This is a genomic window from Rhodococcus sp. BH5, from assembly GCF_027583855.1.
Lineage (GTDB): Bacteria > Actinomycetota > Actinomycetes > Mycobacteriales > Mycobacteriaceae > Rhodococcus_F > Rhodococcus_F qingshengii.
This window is the reverse complement of the sequence record NZ_JAJHVW010000013.1, coordinates 137,661-163,724: the sequence shown is the minus strand read 5'-3', so window position 1 is coordinate 163,724 and position 26,064 is coordinate 137,661. Positions and strand designations below refer to the sequence as shown.

At 63.1% G+C, this 26,064-nt stretch carries 24 protein-coding genes; 1 reads left to right on the top strand and 23 read right to left on the bottom strand.

Translation table 11 applies throughout. The features are described from left to right. Positions 1-671: 671 nt before the first annotated feature. The gene (murA, locus tag RhoBH5_RS26875) at positions 672-1,931 is read right to left on the bottom strand and encodes a UDP-N-acetylglucosamine 1-carboxyvinyltransferase (RefSeq protein ID WP_030537339.1); all 1,260 of its coding nucleotides are present in this window, start codon (positions 1,929-1,931) and stop codon (positions 672-674) included. A 54-nt stretch (positions 1,932-1,985) separates the two neighbouring features. Here murA and RhoBH5_RS26870 point away from each other — a divergent pair, with 54 nt between their 5' ends. Continuing rightward, a complete protein-coding gene (locus RhoBH5_RS26870; RefSeq protein WP_003941362.1) occupies positions 1,986-2,558 on the top strand; it encodes a cob(I)yrinic acid a,c-diamide adenosyltransferase in 573 nt (190 codons plus the stop codon). Positions 2,559-2,568: 10 nt separating this feature from the next. Here RhoBH5_RS26870 and RhoBH5_RS26865 read toward each other — a convergent pair whose 3' ends face one another. The 22 genes from RhoBH5_RS26865 to argS form a co-directional block, all read right to left on the bottom strand. Next, complete coding sequence (locus tag RhoBH5_RS26865; protein WP_029255703.1) at positions 2,569-2,991, bottom strand: DUF2550 domain-containing protein; 423 nt, start codon at positions 2,989-2,991, stop codon at positions 2,569-2,571. Positions 2,992-3,040: 49 nt separating this feature from the next. Next, the gene (locus RhoBH5_RS26860) at positions 3,041-3,409 is read right to left on the bottom strand and encodes a F0F1 ATP synthase subunit epsilon (RefSeq protein ID WP_003941287.1); all 369 of its coding nucleotides are present in this window, start codon (positions 3,407-3,409) and stop codon (positions 3,041-3,043) included. Positions 3,410-3,415: 6 nt separating this feature from the next. Beyond that, positions 3,416-4,867 carry a F0F1 ATP synthase subunit beta gene (gene atpD / locus RhoBH5_RS26855; RefSeq protein WP_003941349.1) on the bottom strand — a complete coding sequence of 484 codons (1,452 nt, stop codon included), beginning with the start codon at positions 4,865-4,867 and terminating at the stop codon, positions 3,416-3,418. 3 nt (positions 4,868-4,870) lie between these two features. Next, a complete protein-coding gene (locus RhoBH5_RS26850; RefSeq protein ID WP_003941320.1) occupies positions 4,871-5,854 on the bottom strand; it encodes a F0F1 ATP synthase subunit gamma in 984 nt (327 codons plus the stop codon). Between the two features lie 48 nt (positions 5,855-5,902). Beyond that, a complete protein-coding gene (gene atpA / locus RhoBH5_RS26845) occupies positions 5,903-7,546 on the bottom strand; it encodes a F0F1 ATP synthase subunit alpha (protein ID WP_007726218.1) in 1,644 nt (547 codons plus the stop codon). A 62-nt stretch (positions 7,547-7,608) separates the two neighbouring features. Then, positions 7,609-8,433, bottom strand: coding sequence for a F0F1 ATP synthase subunit delta (locus RhoBH5_RS26840; RefSeq protein WP_003941304.1), 825 nt, complete (start codon positions 8,431-8,433; stop codon positions 7,609-7,611). Positions 8,434-8,438: 5 nt separating this feature from the next. After that, positions 8,439-8,996, bottom strand: a complete 558-nt coding sequence (locus RhoBH5_RS26835; RefSeq protein ID WP_019749173.1) for a F0F1 ATP synthase subunit B — start codon at positions 8,994-8,996, stop codon at positions 8,439-8,441. 7 nt (positions 8,997-9,003) lie between these two features. Continuing rightward, a complete protein-coding gene (locus tag RhoBH5_RS26830; RefSeq protein WP_003941327.1) occupies positions 9,004-9,246 on the bottom strand; it encodes an ATP synthase F0 subunit C in 243 nt (80 codons plus the stop codon). Positions 9,247-9,329: 83 nt separating this feature from the next. Further along, positions 9,330-10,157 (bottom strand): F0F1 ATP synthase subunit A, encoded by an 828-nt coding sequence (gene atpB / locus RhoBH5_RS26825; protein ID WP_030537337.1) that lies wholly within the window; start codon positions 10,155-10,157, stop codon positions 9,330-9,332. Positions 10,158-10,437: 280 nt separating this feature from the next. Beyond that, on the bottom strand, positions 10,438-10,908 hold the full coding sequence (locus tag RhoBH5_RS26820) for a glycine zipper family protein (protein ID WP_030537336.1): 471 nt from the start codon (positions 10,906-10,908) through the stop codon (positions 10,438-10,440). A 32-nt stretch (positions 10,909-10,940) separates the two neighbouring features. Then, complete coding sequence (locus tag RhoBH5_RS26815; protein ID WP_030537335.1) at positions 10,941-12,128, bottom strand: glycosyltransferase family 4 protein; 1,188 nt, start codon at positions 12,126-12,128, stop codon at positions 10,941-10,943. Continuing rightward, complete coding sequence (gene glyA / locus RhoBH5_RS26810) at positions 12,125-13,450, bottom strand: serine hydroxymethyltransferase (RefSeq protein ID WP_030537334.1); 1,326 nt, start codon at positions 13,448-13,450, stop codon at positions 12,125-12,127. Before glyA ends, RhoBH5_RS26815 begins: the two co-directional genes overlap by 4 nt. Positions 13,451-13,452: 2 nt before the next feature. Continuing rightward, positions 13,453-14,115: an L-threonylcarbamoyladenylate synthase gene (locus tag RhoBH5_RS26805; RefSeq protein ID WP_003941345.1), complete on the bottom strand. Its 663-nt coding sequence runs from the start codon at positions 14,113-14,115 to the stop codon at positions 13,453-13,455. After that, a complete protein-coding gene (gene prmC, locus RhoBH5_RS26800; protein WP_270008994.1) occupies positions 14,112-15,044 on the bottom strand; it encodes a peptide chain release factor N(5)-glutamine methyltransferase in 933 nt (310 codons plus the stop codon). The genes RhoBH5_RS26805 and prmC overlap by 4 nt, the downstream gene beginning before the upstream one ends. Positions 15,045-15,121: 77 nt before the next feature. Then, a complete protein-coding gene (gene prfA / locus RhoBH5_RS26795; RefSeq protein WP_192713359.1) occupies positions 15,122-16,201 on the bottom strand; it encodes a peptide chain release factor 1 in 1,080 nt (359 codons plus the stop codon). Positions 16,202-16,347: 146 nt separating this feature from the next. After that, entirely contained in the window at positions 16,348-16,584 is a 237-nt protein-coding gene (gene rpmE, locus RhoBH5_RS26790) for a 50S ribosomal protein L31 (protein ID WP_003941310.1), read from the bottom strand. 226 nt (positions 16,585-16,810) lie between these two features. Further along, a complete protein-coding gene (gene rho / locus RhoBH5_RS26785) occupies positions 16,811-18,940 on the bottom strand; it encodes a transcription termination factor Rho (protein WP_058227676.1) in 2,130 nt (709 codons plus the stop codon). Between the two features lie 503 nt (positions 18,941-19,443). Then, entirely contained in the window at positions 19,444-20,388 is a 945-nt protein-coding gene (thrB, locus tag RhoBH5_RS26780; protein WP_007726194.1) for a homoserine kinase, read from the bottom strand. Between the two features lie 44 nt (positions 20,389-20,432). Next, positions 20,433-21,515 carry a threonine synthase gene (thrC, locus tag RhoBH5_RS26775; RefSeq protein WP_003941280.1) on the bottom strand — a complete coding sequence of 361 codons (1,083 nt, stop codon included), beginning with the start codon at positions 21,513-21,515 and terminating at the stop codon, positions 20,433-20,435. Continuing rightward, positions 21,512-22,825: a homoserine dehydrogenase gene (locus tag RhoBH5_RS26770; protein WP_007726192.1), complete on the bottom strand. Its 1,314-nt coding sequence runs from the start codon at positions 22,823-22,825 to the stop codon at positions 21,512-21,514. Before RhoBH5_RS26770 ends, thrC begins: the two co-directional genes overlap by 4 nt. Beyond that, complete coding sequence (gene lysA / locus RhoBH5_RS26765; protein WP_003941384.1) at positions 22,822-24,243, bottom strand: diaminopimelate decarboxylase; 1,422 nt, start codon at positions 24,241-24,243, stop codon at positions 22,822-22,824. The genes RhoBH5_RS26770 and lysA overlap by 4 nt, the downstream gene beginning before the upstream one ends. Beyond that, complete coding sequence (argS, locus tag RhoBH5_RS26760) at positions 24,240-25,892, bottom strand: arginine--tRNA ligase (protein ID WP_208690473.1); 1,653 nt, start codon at positions 25,890-25,892, stop codon at positions 24,240-24,242. The genes lysA and argS overlap by 4 nt, the downstream gene beginning before the upstream one ends. Positions 25,893-26,064 lie beyond the last annotated feature (172 nt).

Sequence of the window (26,064 nt, the reverse complement as noted above, 5' to 3'; positions counted from 1 at the left end):
AAGCACGCCGCCAGCGTTCGTCCTGAGCCAGGATCAAACTCTCCGTTGAAGACTCTAGATATCACCAACCCGAAGGCCGGCTAATCAGTCATAGACAAAAAGAGTCAAATCACTAGCAAAAAACTCAACTAGCAAAAAATGTGTCGGCAACCATTCAGACGGAAGAATGAACAATCACCGACGAAAAATACTCACACCCCGAACATCAGAACCGAAACCCGAAGGCCCGGAACATCATTCGACATGTGAAGTACCAAAATAATTTTGGCACTGACATTCATCGACACACTGTTGAGTTCTCAAAGAACACGCGCACACCATCACCGCGACCTTCAGGCCACTCGCTCCGGGGCAACTTTTCCAGCCTATCCCATCGTGATCATCGGCGCAAACCGCTGAACATTCGGGGAAGAACTGGAGGTGAAGCACAACCATACATGATGGAAACTACTTCGGATTTTGGTCAGGCACTTCGTACAACCTCGTGTCACTCGCCGTGAAGCGGGAGTCGGTGTCCGTGTCGCTCTGACTTGGAATAAGTTACGCGAACCTTCAATCAATTCACAAATCGCCTGGTCACTACACCGAATTGGCCGATTAAGGCCAGGTCAGACCGTTGAGCCTTTCCGCCAACTGCGAATAGGCCCGAGTGTGACGCCGAGCACCGATACCTAGTCGGTGCCCACCCGCTCGATCACTCCCCCGAGTCCACGGAGATTCTCGACGAATCGCGGGTACCCACGGTCGATGTGGAAAATATCGTGAACTTCGGTGGTTCCGTCCGCAACCAACCCCGCAAGCACGAGCCCGGCGCCGGCCCGAATGTCCGAAGACCACACCGGTGCACTCGACAACACCGGAACTCCGCGGATCACCGCATGGTGACCGTCAGTACGAGCGTCGGCGCCGAGTCGGATCATTTCCTCGACAAATCGGAAACGCGATTCGAATACGTTCTCGGTGATCATCGACGTGCCTTCGGCAACCGCAGCCAAACCGATTGCCATCGGCTGCAGGTCGGTCGGGAATCCGGGGTACGGCAATGTTGCGAAATTGACCGCTTTAGGCCGTTCACGCTGAATGACGCGGAAACCGTCAACCTCGGGAGTCACCTCCGCGCCGGCCGTCCGAAGCTTGTCGAGGACCAGTCCGAGATGCTTGTGGTTCACCCCACGAACGCGGACGTCACCCCTGGTCATGGATGCCGCGACACCCCACGTTGCAGCGACGATCCGATCGCCGATGACACGGTGCGTAGTCGGTTCCAACTTGCGGACGCCTTGAATGGTGAGCGTCGAACTTCCGCCGCCAGATACCTTGGCGCCCATCTCGTTGAGCATGTTGCACAGATCCACGATCTCGGGCTCACGTGCAGCGTTGTCGATCACTGTCTCACCACGGGCGAGGACCGCTGCCATCAAGATGTTCTCGGTTGCACCCACAGACGGGAAGACCAGGCGGATGTTCGCTCCATGCAGGTCGTCTGCCTCGGCAACTACACATCCGTGTTCGATCTCGCTGCGCGCACCCAACAGGCGGAGCCCGGATTGGTGCATGTCGAGGGGCCTCGAACCGATGGCGTCACCGCCAGGCAAGGCAACAACAGCGCGTCGACAACGCGCGACCAGCGGACCGAGAACACACACTGACGCTCGGAACTGTTTCACCGCATCGAAGTCAGCGTGATACTTCGGCTCGGCCGGCGTCGTGATCCGCACTTCGGAATCTTCGAGTTCGACTTCGCAGCCCAGACCTCGCAGAACGTCCGCCATCAGCGGTACGTCGAGAATGTCCGGGCAGTTGGTCACGACAGTGGTGCCTTCGGCCAACAGCGCCGCGGCCATCAGCTTCAGCACACTGTTCTTGGCCCCTCCCACCAGTACTTCACCTTCGAGGCGGTTACCCCCGGTCACAAGAAAGTGCTCACTCACGGTTCACAGCCTAGAGCCACAACCTCGTCGGCACCGCGCCGGTACCGTAGCCCTATGTCTGTTCACCTGACGAAGATCTACACCCGGACCGGCGACGACGGGACCACGGGCCTCAGCGATTTTTCCCGCGTGTCCAAGAACGATCCGCGTCTGATCGCCTACGCGGATTGCGACGAGACCAATGCAGCGATCGGTGTGGCCGTTGCCCTCGGCACTCCCCCGGAGAATCTCCTTGCAATGCTGCGCCAGATCCAGAACGACCTTTTCGACGCAGGGGCCGACTTGTCCACCCCCGTGGTCGAGAACCCGAAGTACCCGCCGCTACGAGTGACTCAGTCCTACATCGATCGACTCGAAGGATGGTGCGATGAGCTCAATGAGCAACTGGCACCGTTGAATTCGTTCATTCTGCCGGGCGGTACCGCCTTGGGAGCCCTGCTTCACGTAGCAAGAACCGTCTCGCGGCGTGCGGAGCGTGCGGCTTGGTCCGCCATCGATGCGAACCCGGAGGACACGAGCGTGCTCCCCGCGAAATACCTCAACAGATTGTCGGATCTGCTCTTCATCATGGGAAGAGTGGCAAATCCTGAAGGCGATGTGCTCTGGAAGCCCGGCGCCGGAGCTTGAGCGGGACCGGTCAGGCGGTGCGTCGCCTACGGGCGCGCCCGTCCGGCCGCGATTCCACCCAGGACAGGAACGCTGTCAATGCTCCACTGTCCAAAGCGATTTCGTAGGCCGACGAGCCGTCATTGACCTTGACCACGACGATGTCGTCGCTCATGATGTCGAATTCGGTACCCGAGGGAGAGCGACGGCTCTCGACCTCGATACCTTGACGATCGATCCTGGAGTCCGGGCCCGGCCGCAGACTCGACAGTTTGAAAAAGACGAAGGTGCTTTCGCCGTAGCGAATGATTCCGTGACGCCACCCGCTGTCCCCCGGGGACGGCAGAACACGAAGCAGTGCAGCGGTACCGCCGCGACGCAGAACCAGCAGACGATACAGAAAAGCCGCGACGAGAACCGCGAGCAGCACAACCAGAATGATCAACACAGTCATTCCGAATGTCACTGTTCGTCGGCTCCCGTCGCGGCTTTACTCGAGTAACTTACGCGCGCTCGACGGCCCGGAGCTGACCCTTGGCGACCGCAATCGCTTCGAGGTCGCCCGAGTTCTCGGCCAAGACAGCCTTGGCTGCCTCGACGTCGATGTCCTGTGCCATGTCCGCGGACTCGGCAAGGATCGTCACCGTCGTCGCAGTGACGGAGAGAAATCCTCCGTGTACCGCAGCAACGATACGCTCGCCGTCGACCGAGGTGATCGACACGGTTCCGCCCTCGATCAGCTGGCCGAGGACCGGCTCATGCCCAGGCATGATTCCGATTTCACCCTCGGTGGTCTGAGCGCTGACCAGCGTCGCCGAACCAGACCACAAGCGCTGCTCGACGGCAACGAGTTCTACGGTCATCTCAGCCATCGTGGACTACTTCCCGGCCATCTTCTTGGCTGCAGCCTCGACGTCGTCGAGTCCACCGCAGCTGTTGAATGCCTGCTCGGGCAGGTGATCGAACTCGCCCTTGCAGACGCGGTCGAAGGCTTCGATCGTGTCGCGGAGCGGCACGACGGAGCCGGGCTCACCGGTGAACTTCTCGGCAACGATGAAGTTCTGGCCGAGGAACTTCTGGATACGACGGGCGCGGCCGACGAGGACCTTGTCCTCTTCCTGAAGCTCGTCCATACCGAGGATGGCGATGATGTCCTGCAGTTCCTTGTACTTCTGCAGGATGCGCTTGACCTCGTTGGCAACGCGGAAGTGCTCGGCACCGACGATGCCGGGCTCCAGGATGCGGGAGGTCGAGCTCAGCGGATCCACAGCGGGGTAGATACCCATCTGCGAAATCGGGCGCGAAAGCTCGGTGGTGGCATCGAGGTGCGCGAAGGTCGTAGCCGGCGCGGGGTCGGTGTAGTCGTCGGCGGGCACGTAAATAGCCTGCAGCGAGGTGATCGAGCGACCGCGAGTCGAGGTGATGCGCTCCTGGAGCTCACCCATCTCGTCCGCCAGCGTGGGCTGGTAGCCCACTGCCGAAGGCATACGGCCGAGGAGGGTGGAAACCTCGGAGCCTGCCTGCGTGAAGCGGAAGATGTTGTCGATGAACAGCAGAACGTCCTGGCCCTGAACGTCGCGGAAGTACTCCGCCATCGTCAGTGCGGACAGGGCGACGCGCATACGCGTTCCGGGCGGCTCGTCCATCTGGCCGAAGACAAGGGCGGTGTCCTGGAGGACGCCCATCTCTTCCATTTCCAGGTGGAGGTCGGTGCCCTCACGGGTACGCTCACCGACGCCTGCGAACACCGAGGTGCCCGAGAACTCGCGAGCGATACGCGTGATCATTTCCTGGATCAGAACGGTCTTGCCGACGCCGGCGCCACCGAACAGGCCGATCTTTCCACCCTTGACGTACGGGGTGAGGAGGTCGATGACCTTGATGCCGGTCTCGAGGATCTCGGTCTTACCTTCGAGCTGATCGAAGGCTGGTGGCTTGCGGTGGATTCCCCACTGCTCGCCGTCGCGGCCGAGGCCCGGGGTGTCGAGGCAATCGCCCAGTGCGTTGAACACGTGGCCCTTGACGACGTCACCGACGGGAACCGAGATCGGCTTGCCCGAGTCGGTCACTGCAGTGCCGCGGACGAGTCCGTCGGTGGGCTGCATGGAGACGGTGCGGACCAGGTTGTCACCGAGGTGCTGTGCAACCTCGAGCGTCAGCGTCTTGGCGACCGAGGGAAGCGTGATCTCGGCGTTCAGGGCGTTGAACAGTTCAGGAACAGCGCCACGCGGGAATTCAACGTCCACGACGGGACCGATGACCCGCACGACGCGGCCGGCTACGGCCGAAGCCGAACCTGCCCCGTTGTTTTCGGTTACTGCTGCGGTCATGTGCTAGTCACTTCCTGCGCTCGAGGCGAGCGCGTTGGCGCCGCCGACGATCTCGCTGATTTCCTGGGTGATCTGGGCCTGGCGAGCCTGGTTGGCCTGACGGCTCAACGTGTTCACCAGTTCGTTTGCGTTGTCCGTCGCGGCCTTCATGGCAGTACGACGGGCTGCCGACTCCGATGCCGCAGCATCGAGAAGCGACGAGAAGATACGAGTGCTGACGTACTTCGGGAGAAGAGCGCCGAGAAGCTTCTCGGGCTCGGGCTCGAAGCTGAAGTCCGCGACGGGGCCATTGTCATGGTCGTCGTCGTGGCCGTTGGTCAGCATGTCGTCACCGAGTTCGATGCGCTCTTCCGACACGAAGACCTCGAGAGGAGCCATACGGCGAACCTCGGGAGTCTGCGTCAGCATCGACACGAAGCGGGTGTAGACGATATGGAGTTCGTCGACGCCCTCGATCGTGCCTTCACCGTTCGGAGCGGCAACCTGGTTACCCGAACCAGCCATGAACAGCTCCACCAGGTGGCGGCTGGCCTTCGCTGCATCCGAGTAACCCGGATCCTGCGAGAAGCCCGTCCACGCAGCACCGATGTCGCGGCCGCGGAACGTGTAGTAGCCGAGCCCCTTGGAACCGAGCACGTACACGACCGGCTCCTTGCCCTCGCTGCGGAGGAGAGCCATGAGCTCTTCTGCCTGCTTGAGGACGTTGGAGTTGTAGCCACCACACATGCCGCGGTCACTGGTGACAACGAGGACCGCTGCCCGCTTGGGCTCCGGACGCTCGTTGAGCAACGGGTGATCGAGCGAAGCAGACGCACTCGCCAATTCGGTGAGTACCTTCGTGATCTCCTCGGCATACGGCTTGGACGCGGCGACGCGAATCTGAGCCTTGGTGATACGCGAAGTCGCGATCAGTTCCTGTGCCTTGGTGATCTTCTTGGTCGAGTTGACCGACTTGATACGAGACCGCAATTCGAGAATGCTCGCCATCGATCAATCACTCTCCCTTCGGAATTCGCAGTGTCATGGGCGCGTACGTCACTTGCTGACGGTCTTGCGCTTGACGTTGATCTGCTCGTTCGCGACCTCGTCGGCGCCCAAAGCGTCAGCCTCGGCTTCGTTCACGACCCGGCTTCCGTCGGATGCGATGAAGCCTTCCTTGAACTTGTTCGTCGCGGCGATCAGCTCAGCAGCGTTGTCGGCATCGAGTGCCTTACCGCCGTTGATGCTGGAGTAGACGCCAGCAGCCGAGTGCTTGAGGTCTTCGAGCAGTTCCTTCTCGAAGCGACGGACGTCGCCGATCGGAACGCTGTCGAAGATGCCTTCGCCGGCCAGGTAGATCGAGACGATCTGGTCCTCGACGGGGATCGGGCTGTACTGATCCTGCTTGAGCAGCTCGACCAGACGGGCGCCGCGCTCGAGCTGAGCCTTGGAGGCAGCGTCGAGGTCGGAAGCGAAGGCGGAGAACGCTTCGAGCTCACGGAACTGAGCCAGTTCCAGACGCAGCGAACCGGAAACCTTCTTCATGCCCTTGGTCTGTGCAGCGCCACCGACGCGGGAGACCGAGATACCGACGTTGATCGCGGGGCGAACGCCCTTGTTGAACAGGTCGGACTCGAGGAACACCTGACCGTCGGTGATGGAGATGACGTTGGTCGGGATGTAAGCCGAGACGTCGTTCGCCTTGGTCTCGATGATCGGCAGAGCCGTCAGCGAGCCACCGCCGAGTGCGTCGGACAGCTTCGCCGAACGCTCCAGCAGACGGGAGTGCAAGTAGAAGACGTCACCAGGGTAAGCCTCGCGTCCCGGCGGGCGACGCAGCAGCAGCGAGATGGCGCGGTACGCCTCTGCCTGCTTGGTCAGGTCGTCGAACACGACCAGAACGTGCTTGCCCTGGTACATCCAGTGCTGGCCGATGGCCGAGCCGGTGTACGGTGCGAGCCACTTGAAGCCTGCGGAATCAGATGCCGGAGCAGCAACGATGGTGGTGTATTCCATCGCGCCCTTCTCCTCGAGGGCAGCCTTGACGCCCGCGATGGTGGAACCCTTCTGACCGATGGCAACGTAGATGCAGCGCACCTGCTTGTTGACATCGCCGGAATCCCAGTTGGCCTTCTGGTTCAGGATGGCGTCGATGCAGACCGCGGTCTTGCCGGTCTTGCGGTCGCCGATGATGAGCTGGCGCTGGCCGCGGCCGATCGGGGTCATGGCGTCGATAGCCTTGATACCGGTCTGGAGCGGCTCTTCGACCGGCTGGCGCTCGAGCACCGAAGCGGCCTGGAGCTCGAGTGCACGGTTCTCGGTGCTCTCGATCTCGCCGAGGCCGTCGATGGGCGCACCCAGCGGGTCGATGACGCGGCCGAGGAAAGCATCGCCGACGGGAACCGACAGAACGTCGCCCGTGCGCTTTACTTCCTGGCCTTCTTGAATGTTCTGGTAATCGCCAAGGATGACGGCACCGATTTCGGTGGCATCCAGGTTGAGCGCGACGCCGACGATTCCACCGGGGAACTCCAACAGCTCGTTGGACATAGCCGAAGGCAGGCCAGAGACGTGCGCAATGCCGTCACTGGTGTCGGTCACTGTGCCGACCTCCTCACGGGAGGCCTCCGGGGAGTAGCTCGCGGTGTAGTTGTCGATCGCGCTACGGATCTCGTCGGAGGAGATCGTCAGCTCCGCCATGTTTTTCCTGCTCTCGGTGTCTGGTCTTCGAAAAGATCTGGAGTATGTGTTCGGCTGAAGGACTACTTGAGGTTCTTCCGCAGTGCTGCGAGTCGACCCGCTGCGCTGCCGTCGATAACCTCGTCGCCCACCCGGACGACCAAGCCGCTGAGGAGTTCTGGATCAACCTCGACGTGTACTGCTACCGGCTTCCCGTAGGTGCGGGTAAGAGTGCTGGCCAAGCGATCCGACTGCTCCGAGCTCAACGCCGAGGCGCTGCGAACGTGAGCAACGGTGGTATCGCGCTGCGCTGCGGCAAGATTCGACAGCTGATCGAAAGTGTCTGCGGGTGCAGACTTCAACCGGCCGACGGCCTGTCCGGCGAGTGCCTCGGTGACCGCGGTGACCTTGCCGTAGAGCAAGCGGGAGAGGAACTCACGCTTGCGGGCTGCGGGAACCGACAGATCCGAGAGCGTCTGCTCCAGGCTGGGATCCCCTGCCACGATGCGACCGAGACGGAAGAGCTCGTCCTCAACGGTGTCCAACTGGCTCTGATCGGCTGCGGCGCGGAGCAGAGCTTCGCGTCCGAGCAGTTCGAGCGAGTTGACCAAGTCGCGGGCCGCAGACCAGTCCTGGCCTGCAGCTGCCTTCACGGTGGCGAGCGCCTCGGCGCCGACCTTTCCGGAGAACAACTGCTCTGCCAAAGCCTGGCGACCAGCGGCCGGTGCCGAAGCGTCAGCCAGCGCGCTGCGAAGAGCGCGCTGGCCGTCGAGTACCTCGACCACCGAGAAGAGCTCGGACCCAGCCTGAGCAGAAGCAGCAGTTGCGGCTCCTGCAGAGACGGCGCCCAGGGCACTGCTCAGCGCAGAACGAGTCTGCGCCAAGGCTTCACGGCTCGCTGCGTACATGTTGCTCACTTCCTGGCTGAATCAGCGCTGACGGTGTCGAGCTCGTTGAGGAAACGATCAACCGTTCCGGCGCGCTTCACGTCGTCGGCGAGGGACTCCCCGATGACCTTCTCGGCCAGGTCTACAGCGGTCTTGCCGAGATCCGAGCGGAGCTCAGCGACGATCTGCTGACGCTGGGCGACGAGCTGGCTGTGGCCTGCGGCCACGATACGGTCGCTCTCGTCCTGCGCCTGAACCTTCATGTCAGCGATGATCTGCTGACCCTGGGTACGCGCTTCCTCACGGATCTGCGCTGCCTCGGTACGAGCTTCGGCGAGCTGCGCGCGGTACTGCTCGAGCGCGGCCGCTGCCTCTGCCTGTGCGTCTTCGGCCTTCTTGATGCCGCCCTCGATCTGCTCGGTGCGTTCGGCCAAGACCTTCTGGAACTTCGGAAGAACGAGCTTCCAGAAGACAAAACCGACTACGACGAGCGCAACCGCGGACCACACGATGTCGTATGTCTCGGGCAAGAGAGGATTGTGTGTCTCCTCTGTTGCCGCGAGCACTGCGAAGGTGGCTCCCATGTCTGTCTTAGAAAATGAAACCGGCGACAAGGCCGATCAATGCGAGGGCCTCGGTGAATGCAATACCGAGGAACATGGTGGTACGAACCTGTCCGGCCATCTCGGGCTGGCGGACCATGCCTTCGATTGCCTTGCCCACAACGATGCCCACGCCGATGCCGGGGCCGATTGCTGCGAGGCCGTAGCCGATGGCTCCGTAGCCGCGCGACTTGGTCTCGACAACTTCCTGAGCGAGGTAAGCGATGCTCATGGTGTTCCATTCCCTTTCTGTTGACCTCTGCCGGATTCGGCAAGAGGCTCAGTTCTTGGTGTAGCTGGTGAGGAGGTAAAAGGTCAGTGCTCGTCGGCGTGGAGCGCCAGTTCGATGTACACCGCGGTCAGCAACGCGAACACGTAAGCCTGCAGGAAGATGACCAGCAGCTCGAAGAACGTGAATGCGATACCGGCGATGATCGACGGAACGCCGAAGATCGCCTGGAATCCGCCGGACACGAAGAAGAAGTAGTTCGTCGCGCTGAAGAACAGCACCAGCAGGATGTGGCCGGCCAACATGTTGGCCATGAGACGAACCATCAGCGTGAACGGGCGCAGGATGAAGGTCGAGATGAACTCGATGGGCACCAACAAGAAGTGCAGGGGCAGCGGGACGCCGGGAACGACGATGCTGCTCTTGACGTACTTGAAGAAGCCGTACTTCTTGATTCCGACGTAGTTGAACACGATGTAGGCGAGCGCCGCGAGTACCAGGGGCATACCGATTCGTGCGTTCGGCGAGATGTTCAGGAAAGGAATGATGCTGGCCAGGTTGCTGGCGACCACGATGAAGAAGATCGTCGTGATGACCGGCAGGAAGCGCTTGCCCTGTTCCTTGCCCAGGATCTCCTCGGCGATGTTGATACGAACGAAGTCGAGCGCAAGCTCGGCGGCGTTCTGCATCCCACGGGGAACCAATCGAGGACTGCGCATCGCGATCACGAAGAAGGCTGCGACCAGCACCGACATCAGCAGACGAATCAGCATCAGACGGTCGAGCTCGAAGGGGCCCGCGTGAATCAACACGGAGGGCGGGAAAAAATCGTCTAGTGACGGCGCATGGAATTCATCCGCGGCCAGGGTGGTGACGCTCAGCGTTCTCTCCCGTAGTCGGTCCGCAGCCATCATTGACTGCGGTTCGATCGGACATTGACGATCTACAAGTCGACAAGTTCGACTCGCGCATTCGTCAGCAGCTGGAGAACCCTAGAGGGGCCTGGCGTCTGTCGGTGTCGGCGACTCTCGTCGACTCAGTGGTCAGAATTTCGACCACCTGCGAGCACATGGCATCGTCGGCTGAGTGTTACTCGGCCCACCATTGCTCTCGCTTGAACCGAACCTTATCAAGTCATCTACGACATTGTGTAGATGGGGTACCTGGAAGTCCGATTAGTTACCTCTTGTAGTACTACTCGTCGTCGTCGACGTTGCTGCTGGGAGCGGGATCGACGTACGGAGTTTTGGTTCCCAGGACGCCGTAAGTCTCCGCACCGAGCACCACGACCAGCGACATGATGATGACCAGGACGAGGGCGGTCTTGTTGTAGAAATCCATGTCCGAGAGGACAAAGAGAACCACCATCGCGAGAATCATCTTCAGCAGCCAGGTACCGAGCAGAACGGCACCGGCCGTGAGCGCAGGCAGCTTCGCTGTGAGCAGCACGCCCAACGCCGTGAACAGGATGAACCCGCCGCCGACGGCTGCGCCGATCAGAGCGCCGTAGACGCCTTCCTTACCGGCGAAGAGCCCGCCCAGGAGCGCGCCGACCACGGCCAGCGCGATCAGCCCCATCACACCCCACTTCACGGCCGACTTCATGGCGGCGGTCGAATCAGGGATGGGTTGCGAGGCAGGTACAGGCTGCGGCGTGTTCGTCACGATGCCCAAGGGTAATGGATCGGAAAACTTGGCTAGCGACGCTGCTGCTTGCGATCGATCAGCGAAGGCACCGCAGTGAAGAACAACGCAAGAACCAAACCGGCCGCGACGAGTACAACAACCAGCTGACGATTGAGCAGCGAGGATCCGACGGCACCGAACGCCAGGACGCTGACCCACAGGTAGATGACCAGCACAACTCGTCGGTGCGTGTGTCCGATCTGCAAGAGGCGATGATGCAGGTGCATCTTGTCCGGACTGAACGGACTGACGCCCGCTTTCGTCCGGCGGATCACGGCCAGGAGCATGTCCAGCATCGGGATGAACATCACAGCCCCGACCAGCAACAACGGCGCGAGGAGGCCGACGAGGTCGCGGGTTCCGTAAGCAGCGAGCGGAATACGACCGGATGCACTGGTGGAGATCGCGGCCAGCATGAGACCGATCAACATCGACCCGGAATCGCCCATGAAAATGCGCGCTGGATTGAAGTTGTGTGGAAGAAAACCGAGACAAGCGCCTGCCAAGGCCGCCGCGATCATCGCCGGCGGGTAGACACTCGCGTCGCCGCCCTGATCGTGGAGAAGACCGATCGAGAAGATGAGGATGGCGAGCGCCGCGATCAGCCCCAACCCGGCGGCCAATCCGTCGAGACCGTCGACAAAATTCATGGCGTTGATGGTCGCGACGGCAACAGCAACGGTGAACAGTCCGGATTGAATCTGATCGAGGATGATGGTGGACCCACCGTCACCGCCGAACGGGTTGTAGATGATGAACCAGCTGACGCCCATCACCACGAGAACGCCGGCAGCAGTCACCTGACCGACAAATTTGGTGAGGGCGTCGAGGCCCCACCTGTCGTCGATCACACCCACGAGGACGATGACGGCGCCAGCTACGAGCGCAGCGTGTACGTCAGGACTGCCGAAGCCGAAACCTCTTGTGAGCGCGGGTAATTGCTGCGCAAACAGCAGACCGACAGCCATGCCGACATACATTCCGACGCCACCGAGGCGCGGAATCGGCTCGACGTGAACGTCCCGATCACGAGGAATCGCGACAGCGCCGAACCTCAGCGCCAACAACCGGACTGCGCCAGTCGCCAGGTAGGTCACCACCGCCGCCGTACACAGCACGAGCAAAAGTTCACGGATGGGAACACCCGCTCCCCCGCCACCCTGTGCCAGATACGTGGTCGCCTCGTAGGAAGTGATCACTGCTCGAGATCACCCGTCTGGCGGGCATAGGCAGGCTTTGCCCGGACCAGTTCGCGAACGCCGTCGGCAACTGCTGCCAACTCGGCCTCTCCTGACGTGGTGGCGGGGTCCGCGACAACTGCGCGCGCGATCAACTCCCCCACCACGCTCATGTCGGAGCGGTTGAAACCCTGGGTCGTGACGGCCGCGGATCCGACGCGGATTCCGGACGTGACGGCGGGCGACTGCGGATCGAACGGAATCGCGTTCTTGTTGAGCGTGATCGAAGCCAGTCCGCACCTACGCTCGGCGTCGACTCCGGTGACACCGCTTGCGCGCAGGTCGAGAAGCGCCAGATGTGTGTCGGTTCCACCGGACACGGTGCGCAGGCCGCGAGCTTCCAACGACTGCGCGAGTGCCGATGCGTTGGCAACCACTTCCTGTGCATACCAACGATATTCCGGCGTCGACGCTTCCTTGAAGGCAACCGCCTTCGCAGCGATCGCATGCATCATCGGGCCGCCTTGAATGAAGGGGAACACCGCGCGATCTACAGCCGAGGCATGCTCGCTGCGGCACAGGATCATTCCGCCGCGCGGGCCTCTGAGGACTTTGTGCGTCGTCGCGGAGACGACGTCGGCGTACGGAACGCACGAAGGTATCGCCCGGCCTGCCACCAGTCCGATGAAGTGGGCGGCGTCGACCCACAGGATCGCACCGACCTCGTCTGCGATCGAGCGGAAGGCTGCGAAGTCGATGGTGCGGGAGTACGCGGTCGCGCCGGCGACGATGATTTTCGGCTTGTGCGCCAGAGCTAGGGTGCGAACCTCGTCGTAGTCGATCAATTCGGTGGCCGAATCGACGTGATAGGGAACGGTGGTGAACCACTGCCCAGAAAAGCTGACGCGAGACCCGTGAGTCAGATGCCCACCGTGCGGCAGACTCATCGCCAATACGGTGTCGCCGGGCTTGGCGAATGCGGCGTACACCGCGAGATTCGCAGTGGCCCCCGAATGCGGTTGGACGTTGACGTGCTCGGCGCCGAACAGCGCCTTTGCCCGATCGATCGCCAGATTCTCGGCTACGTCGACGTACTCGCACCCGCCGTAGTAACGCCGACCCGGATAGCCCTCGGCGTACTTGTTGCTCAGGGTCGAACCCAAGGCAGCCAGTACGGCAGGGCTGGTGAAGTTCTCGCTCGCGATGAGTTGAAGTCCGTCGCGCTGACGCTCGAGTTCGGCCAGCGCAACAGCCGCGATCTCGGGGTCTGCCGTGGCAAGCTCACCGAAATCCGGTCCCCAATACGTGGATTCCCCCGCGCGCTCGCCGCCGGCGCCGACCATCGTTACGAAACTCCCTCTACGAGACTTTCCGGACTGGTGCCCAATACCTCGGCGATGGATTCTGCCGAGACGGCACCCACTCGCAAGATACGCGGTGAATTGCCGGTCAGGTCGACGATCGTGGAAGCAACGGCGTGTTCGGCCTTGCCCCCGTCGAGATACACGCTGGCAGATCCGCCGAGCTGATCTCGGGCTTCCTCGACGGTAGTTGCCGGCGGACGCCCCGAAATGTTGGCGCTCGAGACGGCAAGCGGTCCGACATCGCGCAACAGTTCGAGGGCAACTGGATGCAAGGGCATGCGGAGCATGACGGTTCCGCGGGTATCACCGAGGTCCCAGGCAAGTGAAGGCGCCTGCTCGACGACCAGGCTCAGTCCGCCGGGCCAGAATGCGCGGATCAGATCCCGTGCCTGCGGGCGCACGCTGTAGACGAGCCCGTCGATGGTGTTCCACGATCCGACCAGAACCGGGACGGGCATGTCTCGCCCGCGTCCCTTGGCGCGCAAAAGACTCGTGACAGCTTCGCTGTCGAACGCGTCGGCGGCGAGTCCGTAAAGGGTGTCGGTAGGGAGAACTACGAGTCGGCCGGCCTTGAGCGCGTTCTTCGCGGCGGCCAAGCCTGCGGTTCGGGAATCTGTCTGACTGCAGTCGTACACGGTGCTCACTCAGCCATCCTTTCACTCTGCGCTTCGGGCGTTCGATTCCGCTGTGCTTCGACGTCGGTGGCGACACGTCTGGCGACGACGAATCGCGGACGACCGGCAAGATCTGGATGCTGCGCGACCTCGCCGAATACCCGGCGCGCCGAGAACAGCGCAGCGACGCCGTCCCCGTTGGTGTCGTCGTGCTCGATGCCTGCCGCGCCGCCGATTCGAAGCCACCGTGCGATGTTGCTGATCATGGGTTTGATGACGGACAGACCGTCGGTACCGCCGAACAGTGCGGTGTGTGGGTCGTAATCCATGACCTCAGGCTGCAATTGCGCGCCTTCGGGGATGTACGGCGGATTGGACACGACCAGATCGACGCCGCCCTCGAGCCCTGGCAACAGGTTCCGATCGGTGACATCACCCTGATGCAGATGGATCGGTGTATCACCGGCGGCCTCGCGGTCGGCAGCATTACGACGCGCCCACGCCAACGCGGCGGGCTCCTTCTCCACGGCGTGAACGACGGCGTCCGGACGGGCCTCGGCGATGGACAGCGCGAGTACACCCGATCCCGTGCACAGGTCCAGAACTACCGGCGGCTTGCTTCCGCAACCTTCGAGGAACGAGAGTGCCCAACCCATGAGCAGTTCGGTTTCCGGCCGCGGAATGAAGACACCCGGCCCGACAGCGACGTCGATGTTGCCCATCGACGCGACTCCGATGATGTGCTGCAACGGAATCCGCTTCACCCGTTGGGCAACCAACTCGTCGAACGCCGCGATGACCTCGGGATCGACCAACGGAATCAGTCCGAGACGCGTGCGTTCGACCCCGAGCAGGCGGGATGCCAACAACTCGGCGTCGGTGCGTGGGCTGGGCACACCTGCGGCGTCGAGCTGTTTTGCAGCTTCGATCAGCGCCAAACGAAGTGGAAGTCGACTCACGGGTACAGCCTGCCACGCTCGACCGACACGCGGTTCACCGAGTTCCCGGCGGGATGGAGGTCAGTCATGGTCTGCATCTACTCGGCCGCGAGACGCGCCTCTCGGTCCGCCTTGCCCAATGCATCGAGAAGTGCGTCGAGCTCACCGTCGAGCACCGCGTCGAGGTTGTGCGACTTGAATCCGATGCGGTGATCGGTGATGCGGTTCTCGGGGAAGTTGTAGGTGCGGATGCGCTCCGAACGGTCCACCGTCCGAACCTGACTCTGGCGACCTGCCGACGCTTCAGCGTCCGCGGCTTCCTCGGCGACTACCTGCAAACGGGCTGCAAGGACCTGCATGGCGCGCGCCTTGTTCTGGAGCTGCGAACGCTCGTTCTGGCAGGTGACGACGATGCCGGTCGGAAGGTGCGTGATTCGGACAGCAGAGTCGGTCGTGTTGACGCCCTGACCGCCCTTGCCGGACGAACGGTAGACGTCGATACGCAGGTCACTTTCGTCGATCTGGACCTGCTCGACCTCTTCGGGCTCCGGGTAGACCAGAACGCCGGCAGCCGAAGTGTGAACGCGTCCCTGGGATTCGGTGACAGGCACTCGCTGGACGCGGTGAACGCCGCCCTCGAACTTCAGCCGCGCCCACACTCCGTCCGGGGTGTCCGACTTGCTCTTGATCGACAGCGTGGCTTCCTTGTATCCGCCGAGATCGGAGACCGTCGCGTCGAGAATCTCGACGCGCCAGCCATGCTGTTCCGCGTAGCGGACGTACATGCGGGCCAGGTCCGAGGCGAAGAGCGCGGATTCTTCGCCGCCCTCACCGGACTTCACTTCGAGGACGATGTCGTCGCCGTCATGCGGATCACGCGGCGCCAACTGATCGGTAAGCGTCTGCTCGAGCTGCGCGACCTCGGCTTCGAGATCGGGGATCTCGGCGGCGAAGCTGGAATCGTCGGCGGCTAGTTCGCGCGCGGCTTCCAGATCGTCCTGCGCAGCGGTGAGCTTGTTGTACGTCGACATGATCGGCGAGAGCTCGGAGAACCGCTTACCGACGCGCCTGGCAGCGGCAGGGTCGTTGTGCAGCGCCGGATCGGACATCTGTGCTTCGAGACCGGCGTGCTCCGCCAAGATGTCGTCGATGGCCGAGGGCTGGGTTGCGCCTGCCATGGTTCGCTCCGCTCTGAGTTTCGATTCCTACGGTGCGCGCTTGAAGGTATTTCGACGCCGGGACCCGGGAAACGCGCAAACCGAGTGCAGGCACAAAAAAGCCGACGCCCGATCTGCGCATGGCAGATCGGGCGTCGGCGGAACAGCTAGGACTCGGTGGCCGGGACCTTGCTGTCTGCGCGCTTGCCGTAGCGAGCCTCGAAGCGAGCGACGCGTCCACCGGTGTCGAGAATCTTCTGCTTGCCCGTGTAGAACGGGTGGCACTGCGAGCAAACCTCGACGTTGATGCGTCCGGACTCCTTGGTGCTGTGGGTCTCGAACGTGTTACCGCAACCGCAGACGACGGTGGTCGCTACGTAGGTTGGGTGGATTCCTGCCTTCATGGTGTCCCTTTCAATGGTCGCCGGGTCGACGTCGCCAATCGACATCGTGAACCGGAACCGGACTCGGCCGTTCAGTATGCCAGATGCGGTACCTCACCGGATAATCCGCGTCTCGCACGCCTCGGGGTGGCTGTACGAAGTTGTCAACGCACTGTCGCTCGGTTTTGTTCCGCCCACGCAAAAGGCCCACAACCAGCTGGTTGTGGGCCTTTTGACGTCGAATCGATCAGTCGTCGATCGCACCCGGTGCGGTCTTGGAGACCTGCATCAGGAACTCGAGGTTGTTCTTGCTCTTCTTCAGTCGATCGATCAGCAGATCGATGGCCTGATGCGAGTCCAGACCGGACAGGACGCGACGGAGCTTGTGCAGCACCGCAGCTTCGTCCGGGCTCAGGAGCAACTCGTCCTTACGCGTGCTGGACGGGTTGACGTCCACGGCCGGGAACACGCGGCGTTCGGCGATCTTGCGATCGAGCTTGAGCTCGGCGTTGCCGGTGCCCTTGAACTCTTCGAAGATCACGGTGTCGCCGGTGGATCCGGTCTCGACCATTGCGGTAGCGATGATGGTGAGCGATCCACCGTTCTCAATGTTGCGGGCAGCACCGAGGAAACGCTTCGGCGGGTAGAGCGCCGTCGAGTCGACACCACCGGAGAGGATGCGTCCCGACGCCGGCGAGGAGTTGTTGTATGCACGACCCAGACGCGTGATGGAGTCGAGCAGTACGACGACGTCCTTACCCATCTCGACCAGGCGCTTCGCACGCTCGATTGCCAGCTCGGCAACTGCGGTGTGATCTCCCGGCGGGCGGTCGAAGGTGGAGGAAATGACCTCACCCTTCACGCTGCGCTGCATGTCGGTCACTTCCTCGGGGCGCTCGTCCACGAGGATGACCATCAGATAGCACTCAGGATTGTTGGTGGCGACCGCATTCGCGATCGCCTGCAACACGCTGGTCTTACCGGCCTTGGGCGGGCTGACGATGAGGGCACGCTGGCCCTTACCGATGGGCATCACCAGGTCGATGACACGCGTCGTGAGAATGTGCTGCTCGGTCTCGAGGCGCAGACGCTGGTTCGGGTACAGCGGCGTGAGCTTGTTGAACTCGGGGCGCTTCTTCGCGGCCTCGACGTCGCCGCCGTTGACCGTGTCGATGCGAACCAGCGGGTTGAACTTCTGGCGCTGGCTGCCCTGCTCACCGTCACGCGAGACGCGGACGGCACCGGTGATGGCGTCGCCACGGCGAAGGCCGTTCTTGCGGATCAGGTTCATGGAGACGTAGACGTCGTTGGGACCGGCGAGGTACCCGGACGTACGCACGAAGGCGTAATTGTCGAGGACGTCGAGGATGCCGGCGACCGGCTGAAGGACGTCGTCCTCACGAATCTCGGTCTCGCGTGAATCGTTGGGTGCGCCACCCTCACCGCGATCGCGACCACGGCCACGGCGCTCGCGGAAACGGCGTCCGCGGCGTCCGCGTCCACCCTCTTCGTCGTCGTCCGGTCCGTTGTTGCGGTTGTCCGTACGCGGACCGGCGTTGTTCTGGCCGGCGTTGTTCTGATTGCCGCGATCCTGACGGTCCTGGCGATCCTGGTTGCCCCGGTTGCCCTGGTTCTCGCGCTGGCCCTGGTTGTCCCGCTGGCCCTGGTTGTCCCGGTTTCGCTCGCGGCGGGGACGCTCGTTGCCCTGCTCGGCGGGAGCCTGATCAGCGTCGGACTTGCCCTCGGTGCGCGCAGGACGCTCGGCCGGAGCCTCGGCCTTGGCGGTCTCGGCGACCTTCGAAGAATCGGCGGCCTTCGCGGTGTCCGCGTCGGACTTCGCCGAAGGCGCTTCCTGCTCGATGCTCAGTTCGCCCTGGTCGGGTGAACCTGCACGACGAGCGGCGCCACGACGCTGACGTCCGCGACGGGGTGCGCTCTGATCGGAATCCTCGGCGGATTCCGTACGCGCAGGCGCGGCCTCGGCAGGAGCCGACTCGGCTGCCGGAGCTGTTTCGGCTGCGGGGGTTTCGGTGCGTGCGGCGCGAGTGCTCTTGGCACGAGTGCGCGCAACGGGTGCGTCGTCGAGAGTGAGTTCACTCTGTGCGGGTGCAGCCTTCGCGCTGCCGCCCTGGCGCTCCTTGATGGCTGCGATCAGGTCACCCTTGCGCATGCCGGAAGTGCCTTTAATGCCCAGTTCACCCGCAAGAGTGCGGAGTTCGGTGAGCACCATGCCGGAGAGTCCGGCACCACGGCGCGTTTCGGCACGCTTCGTGGAGGTCGCCACCGCACCGTTCGATGCTGAAGATGACGCCTGAGAATTGTCGCCTGATTCCGACCCGGCGGGTGCAGAAGTGGCGATGAGGTCCGTATCGGTCACGGAGGTCCTTTCCTTCCCTCACTCGCACTGCGCAAAGTCGAGGGTTCGTCCCGCAGTTCGATTGAATACCGAACTCGGTGGTGCCGTACGTGGTTGCTGTCCAGAACTGCCGGCTTGTCCGCCGTCACATGATTGTCGGAAACTCTCGCCTCAAACTTTTCATGCGCTCGCAAACCTGCCCAACGCGCCTTCGTCGACGATTCACTCCCCCGTGTGTTGAACCCCAGAGTGATGGAACCTCTGAGTGTTCGATCCGCGGAGGATTCAAACCTTCGGAGAAGGTACAAGCGTGAGGATCATGCCTGCGAGAATCATGCCAAGGACTGTGGACCCCGATTGGGAAGGAGTTTTGCCCCCTGGTGATGCACCGGCGACTGACGCGCACGATGTACGGACATAGCCCAGGATAGCGCCCAAACCTGAGTCCGGCAAGAATTTGGACGACTGGGTGTGTCAGTTCACTACCGATCGGTAGTGGGCGATCACCAGGACCAAGGCAGGGATCAGACCGTCGTCGTGGATACTTCGACGCCGTCGGCGATGTCCAATTCGAGGACACGTAGTCCGTCTGCCCGCGCCGCTTCCGCGAGTTCGACGGGGAAAGGTTCTGTGCTGAGCGCCAACACGGTGGGGCCGGCTCCGGAAACGGTCGCAGCAATACCCGCCTCGCGCAGGATCCCGATCCATCGCGTCGTGAGCGGAAGCGCGGGTGCGCGCTGTGCCTGATGCAGGCGATCCTCGGTGGCCGCCATCAACAGATCGGGCCGAGCAGTGAGCGCAACGACGGCGAGCGCGCTGCGGCTCGCGTTGAACGAGGCATCCTGGTGCGGAACCAATTCGGGCAGGAGCCCGCGAGTGTGTGCGGTGGACGACCGCTCCTCGGGAACCAGTGCCACAGCACGGATGTCGGGATGGACGTCGAGTTTGGCCGCGGAGTAGATCGGCTCGTCGCCTTCGACGGCCGGTGGGCAACTCCACGAGACGACTGCGCCACCGAGAACACTGGCAGACGCGTTGTCCGGGTGACCTTCGAACTCGGACGAGAGTTGAACCAACTGCTCTTCCGTCAAGCCGATCTCGGCATCGAGAGCGCGCGCCAGACCGTTGGCTGCTGCCAATCCACCGACAGCCGCGGAAGCCGAGGATCCCAACCCGCGCGAATGTGGAATCGCGTTGCGGCACAACACGTCCAGGCCACTGGCCCACACTCCGGCCGCCTCGAGACCACGCTCGATGGCGCGGACCACGAGATGCGAAGGACCCCAGGGCACGTCGGCAGCGCCTTCACCTTCGACGCGAATCTGAAGGCCTGAATCCGTTGTGGTGACCACGATTTCGTCGTACAACCCCAACGCCAGACCGAGGGTGTCGAACCCCGGCCCCAAGTTTGCACTCGAGGCCGGGACGCGAGCAGTCACCGAAAGGCCGATAGGCAGGGTTATAGTCATGTCAGACACCGGATTCCGCGGAGTGGTCGATGAATCCAGGGACACTATGCAAGCTCGAGGGCAGCCGCGACGGCAACGGGATCGACACCGATCGGCTCGACGTTCGGCATACCCTTCAAAGCCGTGTCAGGATCCTTGAGACCGTTACCGGTCACCGTGCACACGACGGTCAGGCCCGGCTCGAGCCAGCCCTCTGCACGTGCGGCGAGCAGGCCGGCGACGCTGGCTGCCGACGCCGGTTCGACGAAGACGCCCTCGGTGGCGGCGATCAGACGGTAAGCCTCGAGGATCTTCTCGTCGGTGGCGGCACGGAATGCACCGTTCGACTCTTCCTTCGCGGCGACAGCGCCGTTCCAGGAAGCGGGAGAACCGATTCGGATTGCCGTGGCGATGGTTTCGGGATCCTTGACGGGTGCACCGTTGACCAGCGGAGCCGCTCCGGCTGCCTGGACGCCGAGCATGCGGGGCTTGACCGTGGTCAGACCGTCCGCGTAGTACTCGGAGTATCCGCGCCAGTACGCGGTGATGTTACCGGCGTTTCCGACCGGGAGTGCGTGCACGTCGGGAGCCTTGCCGAGGACGTCCATGATCTCGAATGCCGCGGTCTTCTGGCCTTCGATGCGCACCGGGTTGACCGAGTTGACGAGACCGATGGTGGGGAATTCGGCCGTGGTCTTGCGTGCCAGCTCGAGGCAGTCGTCGAAGTTGCCCTGGACCTGAATGATCTTGGCGCCGTGCATGACTGCCTGCGCAAGCTTGCCCATGGCGATCTTGCCCTGCGGGATGAGCACGGCGCAGGTCATGCCGGCCTTGGCTGCATACGCAGCGGCCGAGGCGGAGGTGTTGCCGGTGGACGCGCACAGAACTGCGCGCTGGCCACGGGCCAAGGCGTCGGTGACGGCCATCGTCATGCCGCGGTCCTTGAAGGAACCGGTGGGGTTGAGGCCCTCGACCTTGAGGTAGACGTCGCAGCCGGTGATCTCGGAGAGGTGGCCGGCCGGCAGGAGCGGGGTGCCGCCTTCGCGCAGGGTGACGGTCTTCCAGTTGTCACCGATCGCGAGACGGTCCCGGTATGCCTCGATGAGACCCGGCCATGCCTTGTGGACGGGGTTGACGATGCCGGTCATTGTTCAGTGCCTTCCAGTCGCAGCACGCTGGTCACAGCGGTGACGAATTCGAGTTCGTTGAGGGCCGCCACGGTCTCGGAGAGAGCCGCGTCGGTTGCTACATGAGTGACGACCACCAGACGCGCGCCGGCGCCGGCGCCCTCCTGGCGGACTACGGAGATGCTCACGCCGTGCTTGGCGAACTCGGCGGCGACTGCGGACAGCACACCTTCCTTGTCCGCGACCTCCATGTTCACGTAGTAGCGCGTGAGGATGTCGCCCATCGGGGCGACCTTGAGCTTGGCGTACTTGGACTCGCGGGGGCCGCGGCCGCCGTGAACCTTGTTGCGCGCAGCCATCACCAGGTCACCCATCACCGCGGAAGCGGTGGGGGCGCCGCCTGCGCCCTGGCCGTAGAACATGAGCCGGCCGGCGTTCTCTGCTTCCACGACAACGGCGTTGAACGCGCCGTTGACCGAGGCCAGCGGATGGCTGAGCGGAACCAGCGCCGGGTACACGCGAGCGGAAATCCGCTCCTTGCCCTTGGGCGTGACGATGCGCTCGCAGATCGAGAGCAACTTGATCGTGCAGTCGAGTGCCTTCGCCGACGCCAGGTCGGCGGAGGTGATCGTGGAGATTCCTTCGCGGTACACGTCCGCGGCAGTGACGCGGGTGTGGAACGCGATCGACGCGAGGATCGCTGCCTTCGCCGCGGCGTCGTAGCCTTCGACGTCCGCGGTCGGGTCGGCTTCCGCGTATCCGAGGCGTCCGGCTTCGGCGAGGGTCTCTTCGTAGTCGGCGCCGGTCTCGTCCATCGCGGAGAGGATGAAGTTGGTGGTGCCGTTCACGATTCCGGCGACCTTGTTGACACGGTCTCCGGCTAACGACTGTGTGAGCGGGCGGATCACGGGGATCGCGCCGGCAACAGCGGCCTCGAAGTACAGGTCGACAGAGTTGGCCTCTGCAGCCTCCGCCAATTCACCGGTGTGGTCCGCGAGCAGCGCCTTGTTGGCGGTCACGACCGACTTGCCGGAGTTGAGCGAAGAGAGAATCAGCTTGCGAGGGAGCTCGATTCCGCCGATCACCTCGACCACGATGTCGACGTCGTCACGACCGACCAGGGACTCGGCGTCCGTCGTCTGCAGTTCCTCGGGAATTCCGCGGTCCGAGCCGATACGGCGGACGGCAACCCCCCGCAGTTCCAACGGGGCGCCGACGCGAGCTTCGAGTTCCTCGGCCTGCTCACGAATGATCCGGACGACCTCGCTCCCGACGTTGCCGAGGCCGAGAACGGCCACACCGATAGCGCGATGCGCCGATTCGCTCGTCACTGCGATACCTCCAAGCTGAGCAGATCTTCCACTGTTTCCCTCCGCAGAATCACGCGTGAGACTCCGTCACGCACCGCCACCACGGCTGGGCGGGTGAGCAGGTTGTACCTGCTCGACATCGAATAGCAGTATGCACCGGTCGCTGCTACCGCTAGTAAATCACCGGGCCCGACGTCCTCGGGCATCCAGGTGTCCCGAATGACCACGTCACCGGACTCGCAGTGCTTACCGACGATACGTGCAACGACGGGATCAGCCTCGGAAGTTCGCGAAACCAACTTGGCTTCGTACTCCGCACCGTAGAGGGACGTGCGGATGTTGTCGCTCATCCCGCCGTCGACGCTGATGTAGCGGCGTGTCAGCGAGCTACCCACCGTGACGTCCTTGATGGTGCCGACCTCGTAGAGCGTCACCGTGCCAGGTCCGGCGATGGCGCGGCCGGGTTCGACGGCAAGCGTCGGCTCCGGCAATCCGGCCAGTGCGGACTCGTTGCGCACGATGTGGCCGAGCTTTGCTGCCAGTTCGTCGACGGGCGGCGGGTCGTCGGAGGGGATGTACGAGATCCCCATTCCGCCGCCGAGGTCGATGATCGAAATCTGCTTGGTCTTCTCGACGCCGAACTCGGTGACGACGTCGCGGAGCAAACCGATCACGCGGTGCGCTGCCACCTCGAAACCGTCGACGTCGAAGATCTGCGAACCGATGTGGCTGTGCAGGCCGACCAGGCGCAAGTTGTCGGCAGCGAAGACGCGACGGACTGCGTCGATCGCCGCTCCCCCGGCCAGCGAGAAACCGAACTTCTGGTCCTCGTGTGCGGTGGAGATGAATTCGTGGGTATGCGCTTCGACGCCGACGGTCAGTCGGATCAACACGTCCTGAACGACACCGGCCTCACCGGCGACACGATCGAGTCGGTCGATCTCGATCGACGAGTCGAGCACGACGTGTCCGACGCCCGCGGCGACACCAGCGGCCAGTTCGGCGACTGACTTGTTGTTGCCGTGCATGGCAATTCGCTCGGCCGGGAAGTCCGCGTGCAACGCGATCGCCAGTTCGCCGCCGGAGCAGACGTCGAGCGAGAGGCCTTCGTCGGCGACCCAGCGTGCGATCTCGCCACAGAGAAATGCCTTGGATGCGTAGTGCACCTTGGCATCCGGGCCGAAGGCGCGGGCCATGTCACGGCAGCGCGAGCGGAAGTCGTCCTCGTCGATGACGAACAGCGGGGTGCCGTACTTCTCGGCAAGTTCACCGACCTTGACACCCGCGAGGGTCACTTCACCGTCGTCGCCACGAGAAGCGTTGCGCGGCCACACCTGCGGTGAGAGTTCGCCGAAGGCTTCGGGGCTGGTCGGACGGTCGGGCAAGCCGGGGGCCTGCAACTGCTCGGCGTGCTTGGGGCCGGCGGGGTGCGCGTTCACATTTGCTCCGGTGCGGTGACGCCGAGCAGTTCGAGACCGTTGGCCAGGACCTGTCGGGTGGCGGCGCAGAGAGCCAGACGCGCGCGGTGCACGTCGGTGGCGTCTTCGTCGCCTTGCGGAAGGATGCGGCACGCGCCGTAGAAGCGGTGGTACGCACCCGCGAGTTCTTCGAGGTAGCGGGCAATACGGTGCGGCTCACGCAGATTCGCAGCGCTCGACACGACGCGTGGATACTCGCCGATCGTGCGGATGAGGTCACCCTCCTGCTCGACGGTGAGCAGGGCGAGGTTGCTCGCGTCGGCGGACAGACCGAGGTCTGCGGCGTTGCGAGCGATCGCCGAGAGGCGTGCGTGCGCGTACTGCACGTAGTAGACGGGGTTCTCGCTGCTGGTCTTGGTCCACAGGTCGAGGTCGATGTCGATGCTCGAGTCGACCGACGAGCGGATCATGACGTAACGCGAGGCGTCGACGCCGATTGCCTCGACCAGGTCGTCGAGGGTGATGACGGTGCCTGCACGCTTGCTCATCTTGACGGCAGTGCCGTCCTTGACGAGGTTGACCATCTGGCCGATCAGCACCTCGACGGTGTCCGGATCGTCGCCGAATGCGGCAGCGGCAGCCTTGAGACGGCCGATGTAACCGTGATGGTCGGCGCCGAGCATGTAGATACAGAGGTCGAACCCACGGGCGCGCTTGTTCTGGAAGTAGGCGATGTCACCGGCGATGTAGGCGGCGTTGCCATCGCTCTTGATGACGACGCGGTCCTTGTCGTCGCCGTAGTCGGTGCTCTTGAGCCACCACGCACCGTCTTCGTGGAAGAGGTTGCCCGAATCCTTGAGGGATTCGACGGCCTTCTCGACCGCACCGGATTCGAAGAGCGAGTTCTCGTGGAAGTAGACGTCGAAGTCGACGCCGAAGTCGTGCAGGGTCTGCTTGATGTGCGTGAACATCAATTCGACGCCGATGGCGCGGAAGGTTTCCTGCTGCTCGTCGGCAGGCAGATCCATGACGTCGGGACGCTGCTTCAGAACCGAGGCGGCGATGTCGGCGATGTATGCACCGGCGTAACCGTCTTCGGGAGCAGGTTCACCCTTCGCTGCAGCGATCAGCGAACGCGAGAAGCGGTCGATCTGGGCACCGTGATCGTTGAAGTAGTACTCACGTGTTACCAAACCACCCTGCGCGGACAGAATGCGTCCGAGCGCGTCTCCGACTGCGGCCCAACGGGTTCCACCGAGGTGAATCGGTCCGGTGGGGTTGGCGGAGACGAATTCGAGGTTGATCTTCTTGCCGGCGAGGGAGTCACCCGAGCCGTACGACGCACCGGCTTCGAGAACCGACACGACGATCGCGCCCTGGGCGTCCTTGTCCAACCGAATGTTGAGGAAGCCGGGCCCGGCGATCTCGGCGGATTCGATTCCGTCGGCAGCGGTGAGGGCTTCGGCGATCCAGCCCGCCAGCTCGCGGGGATTCGTGCCGACCTTCTTGGCTACCTGCATGGCAATGTTGGTGGCGTAATCGCCGTGCTCGGGGTTGCGTGGTCGCTCGACGGTGAGGGTTTCGGGTAGCACGGATACGTCGAGGCCACGATCGGCAAGGACGCTCGCTGCGGTTCCGCGGAGCAGTTCGGCAAGGTCAGCTGGAGTCACAGGTATTCATCCTATTGCCTGCACACCGGAAGTGGAGACTCGCCTCACGCCTCGCTCTCCGTGAACGTGCGCGGGGCCGCTGTGGCGTGTCGCACGCCACTCTCAAAGTTTGCCCTCAGACTCGGAAAGTACAGTGGTAATGCCCGAGCTACCACCGCGTACCTTCATGCGC

Coding starts and splice junctions, on each gene's coding strand:
- thrB (WP_007726194.1), bottom strand. CDS start 20,388: ATGACTATAACCCTGCCTATCGGCCTTTCGGTGACTGCTCGCGTCCCG.
- RhoBH5_RS26865 (WP_029255703.1), bottom strand. CDS start 2,991: ATGACTGTGTTGATCATTCTGGTTGTGCTGCTCGCGGTTCTCGTCGCG.
- prfA (WP_192713359.1), bottom strand. CDS start 16,201: ATGGCAGGCGCAACCCAGCCCTCGGCCATCGACGACATCTTGGCGGAG.
- atpA (WP_007726218.1), bottom strand. CDS start 7,546: ATGGCGGAGCTGACGATCTCCTCCGACGAGATCCGTAGCGCGATCGAC.
- rpmE (WP_003941310.1), bottom strand. CDS start 16,584: ATGAAGGCAGGAATCCACCCAACCTACGTAGCGACCACCGTCGTCTGC.
- RhoBH5_RS26860 (WP_003941287.1), bottom strand. CDS start 3,409: ATGGCTGAGATGACCGTAGAACTCGTTGCCGTCGAGCAGCGCTTGTGG.
- glyA (WP_030537334.1), bottom strand. CDS start 13,450: ATGGTCGGCGCCGGCGGCGAGCGCGCGGGGGAATCCACGTATTGGGGA.
- thrC (WP_003941280.1), bottom strand. CDS start 21,515: ATGACCGGCATCGTCAACCCCGTCCACAAGGCATGGCCGGGTCTCATC.
- RhoBH5_RS26850 (WP_003941320.1), bottom strand. CDS start 5,854: ATGGCGAGCATTCTCGAATTGCGGTCTCGTATCAAGTCGGTCAACTCG.
- RhoBH5_RS26830 (WP_003941327.1), bottom strand. CDS start 9,246: ATGAGCATCGCTTACCTCGCTCAGGAAGTTGTCGAGACCAAGTCGCGC.
- RhoBH5_RS26840 (WP_003941304.1), bottom strand. CDS start 8,433: ATGTACGCAGCGAGCCGTGAAGCCTTGGCGCAGACTCGTTCTGCGCTG.
- RhoBH5_RS26835 (WP_019749173.1), bottom strand. CDS start 8,996: ATGGGAGCCACCTTCGCAGTGCTCGCGGCAACAGAGGAGACACACAAT.
- atpB (WP_030537337.1), bottom strand. CDS start 10,157: ATGATGGCTGCGGACCGACTACGGGAGAGAACGCTGAGCGTCACCACC.
- atpD (WP_003941349.1), bottom strand. CDS start 4,867: ATGACCGCAGCAGTAACCGAAAACAACGGGGCAGGTTCGGCTTCGGCC.
- RhoBH5_RS26870 (WP_003941362.1), top strand. CDS start 1,986: ATGTCTGTTCACCTGACGAAGATCTACACCCGGACCGGCGACGACGGG.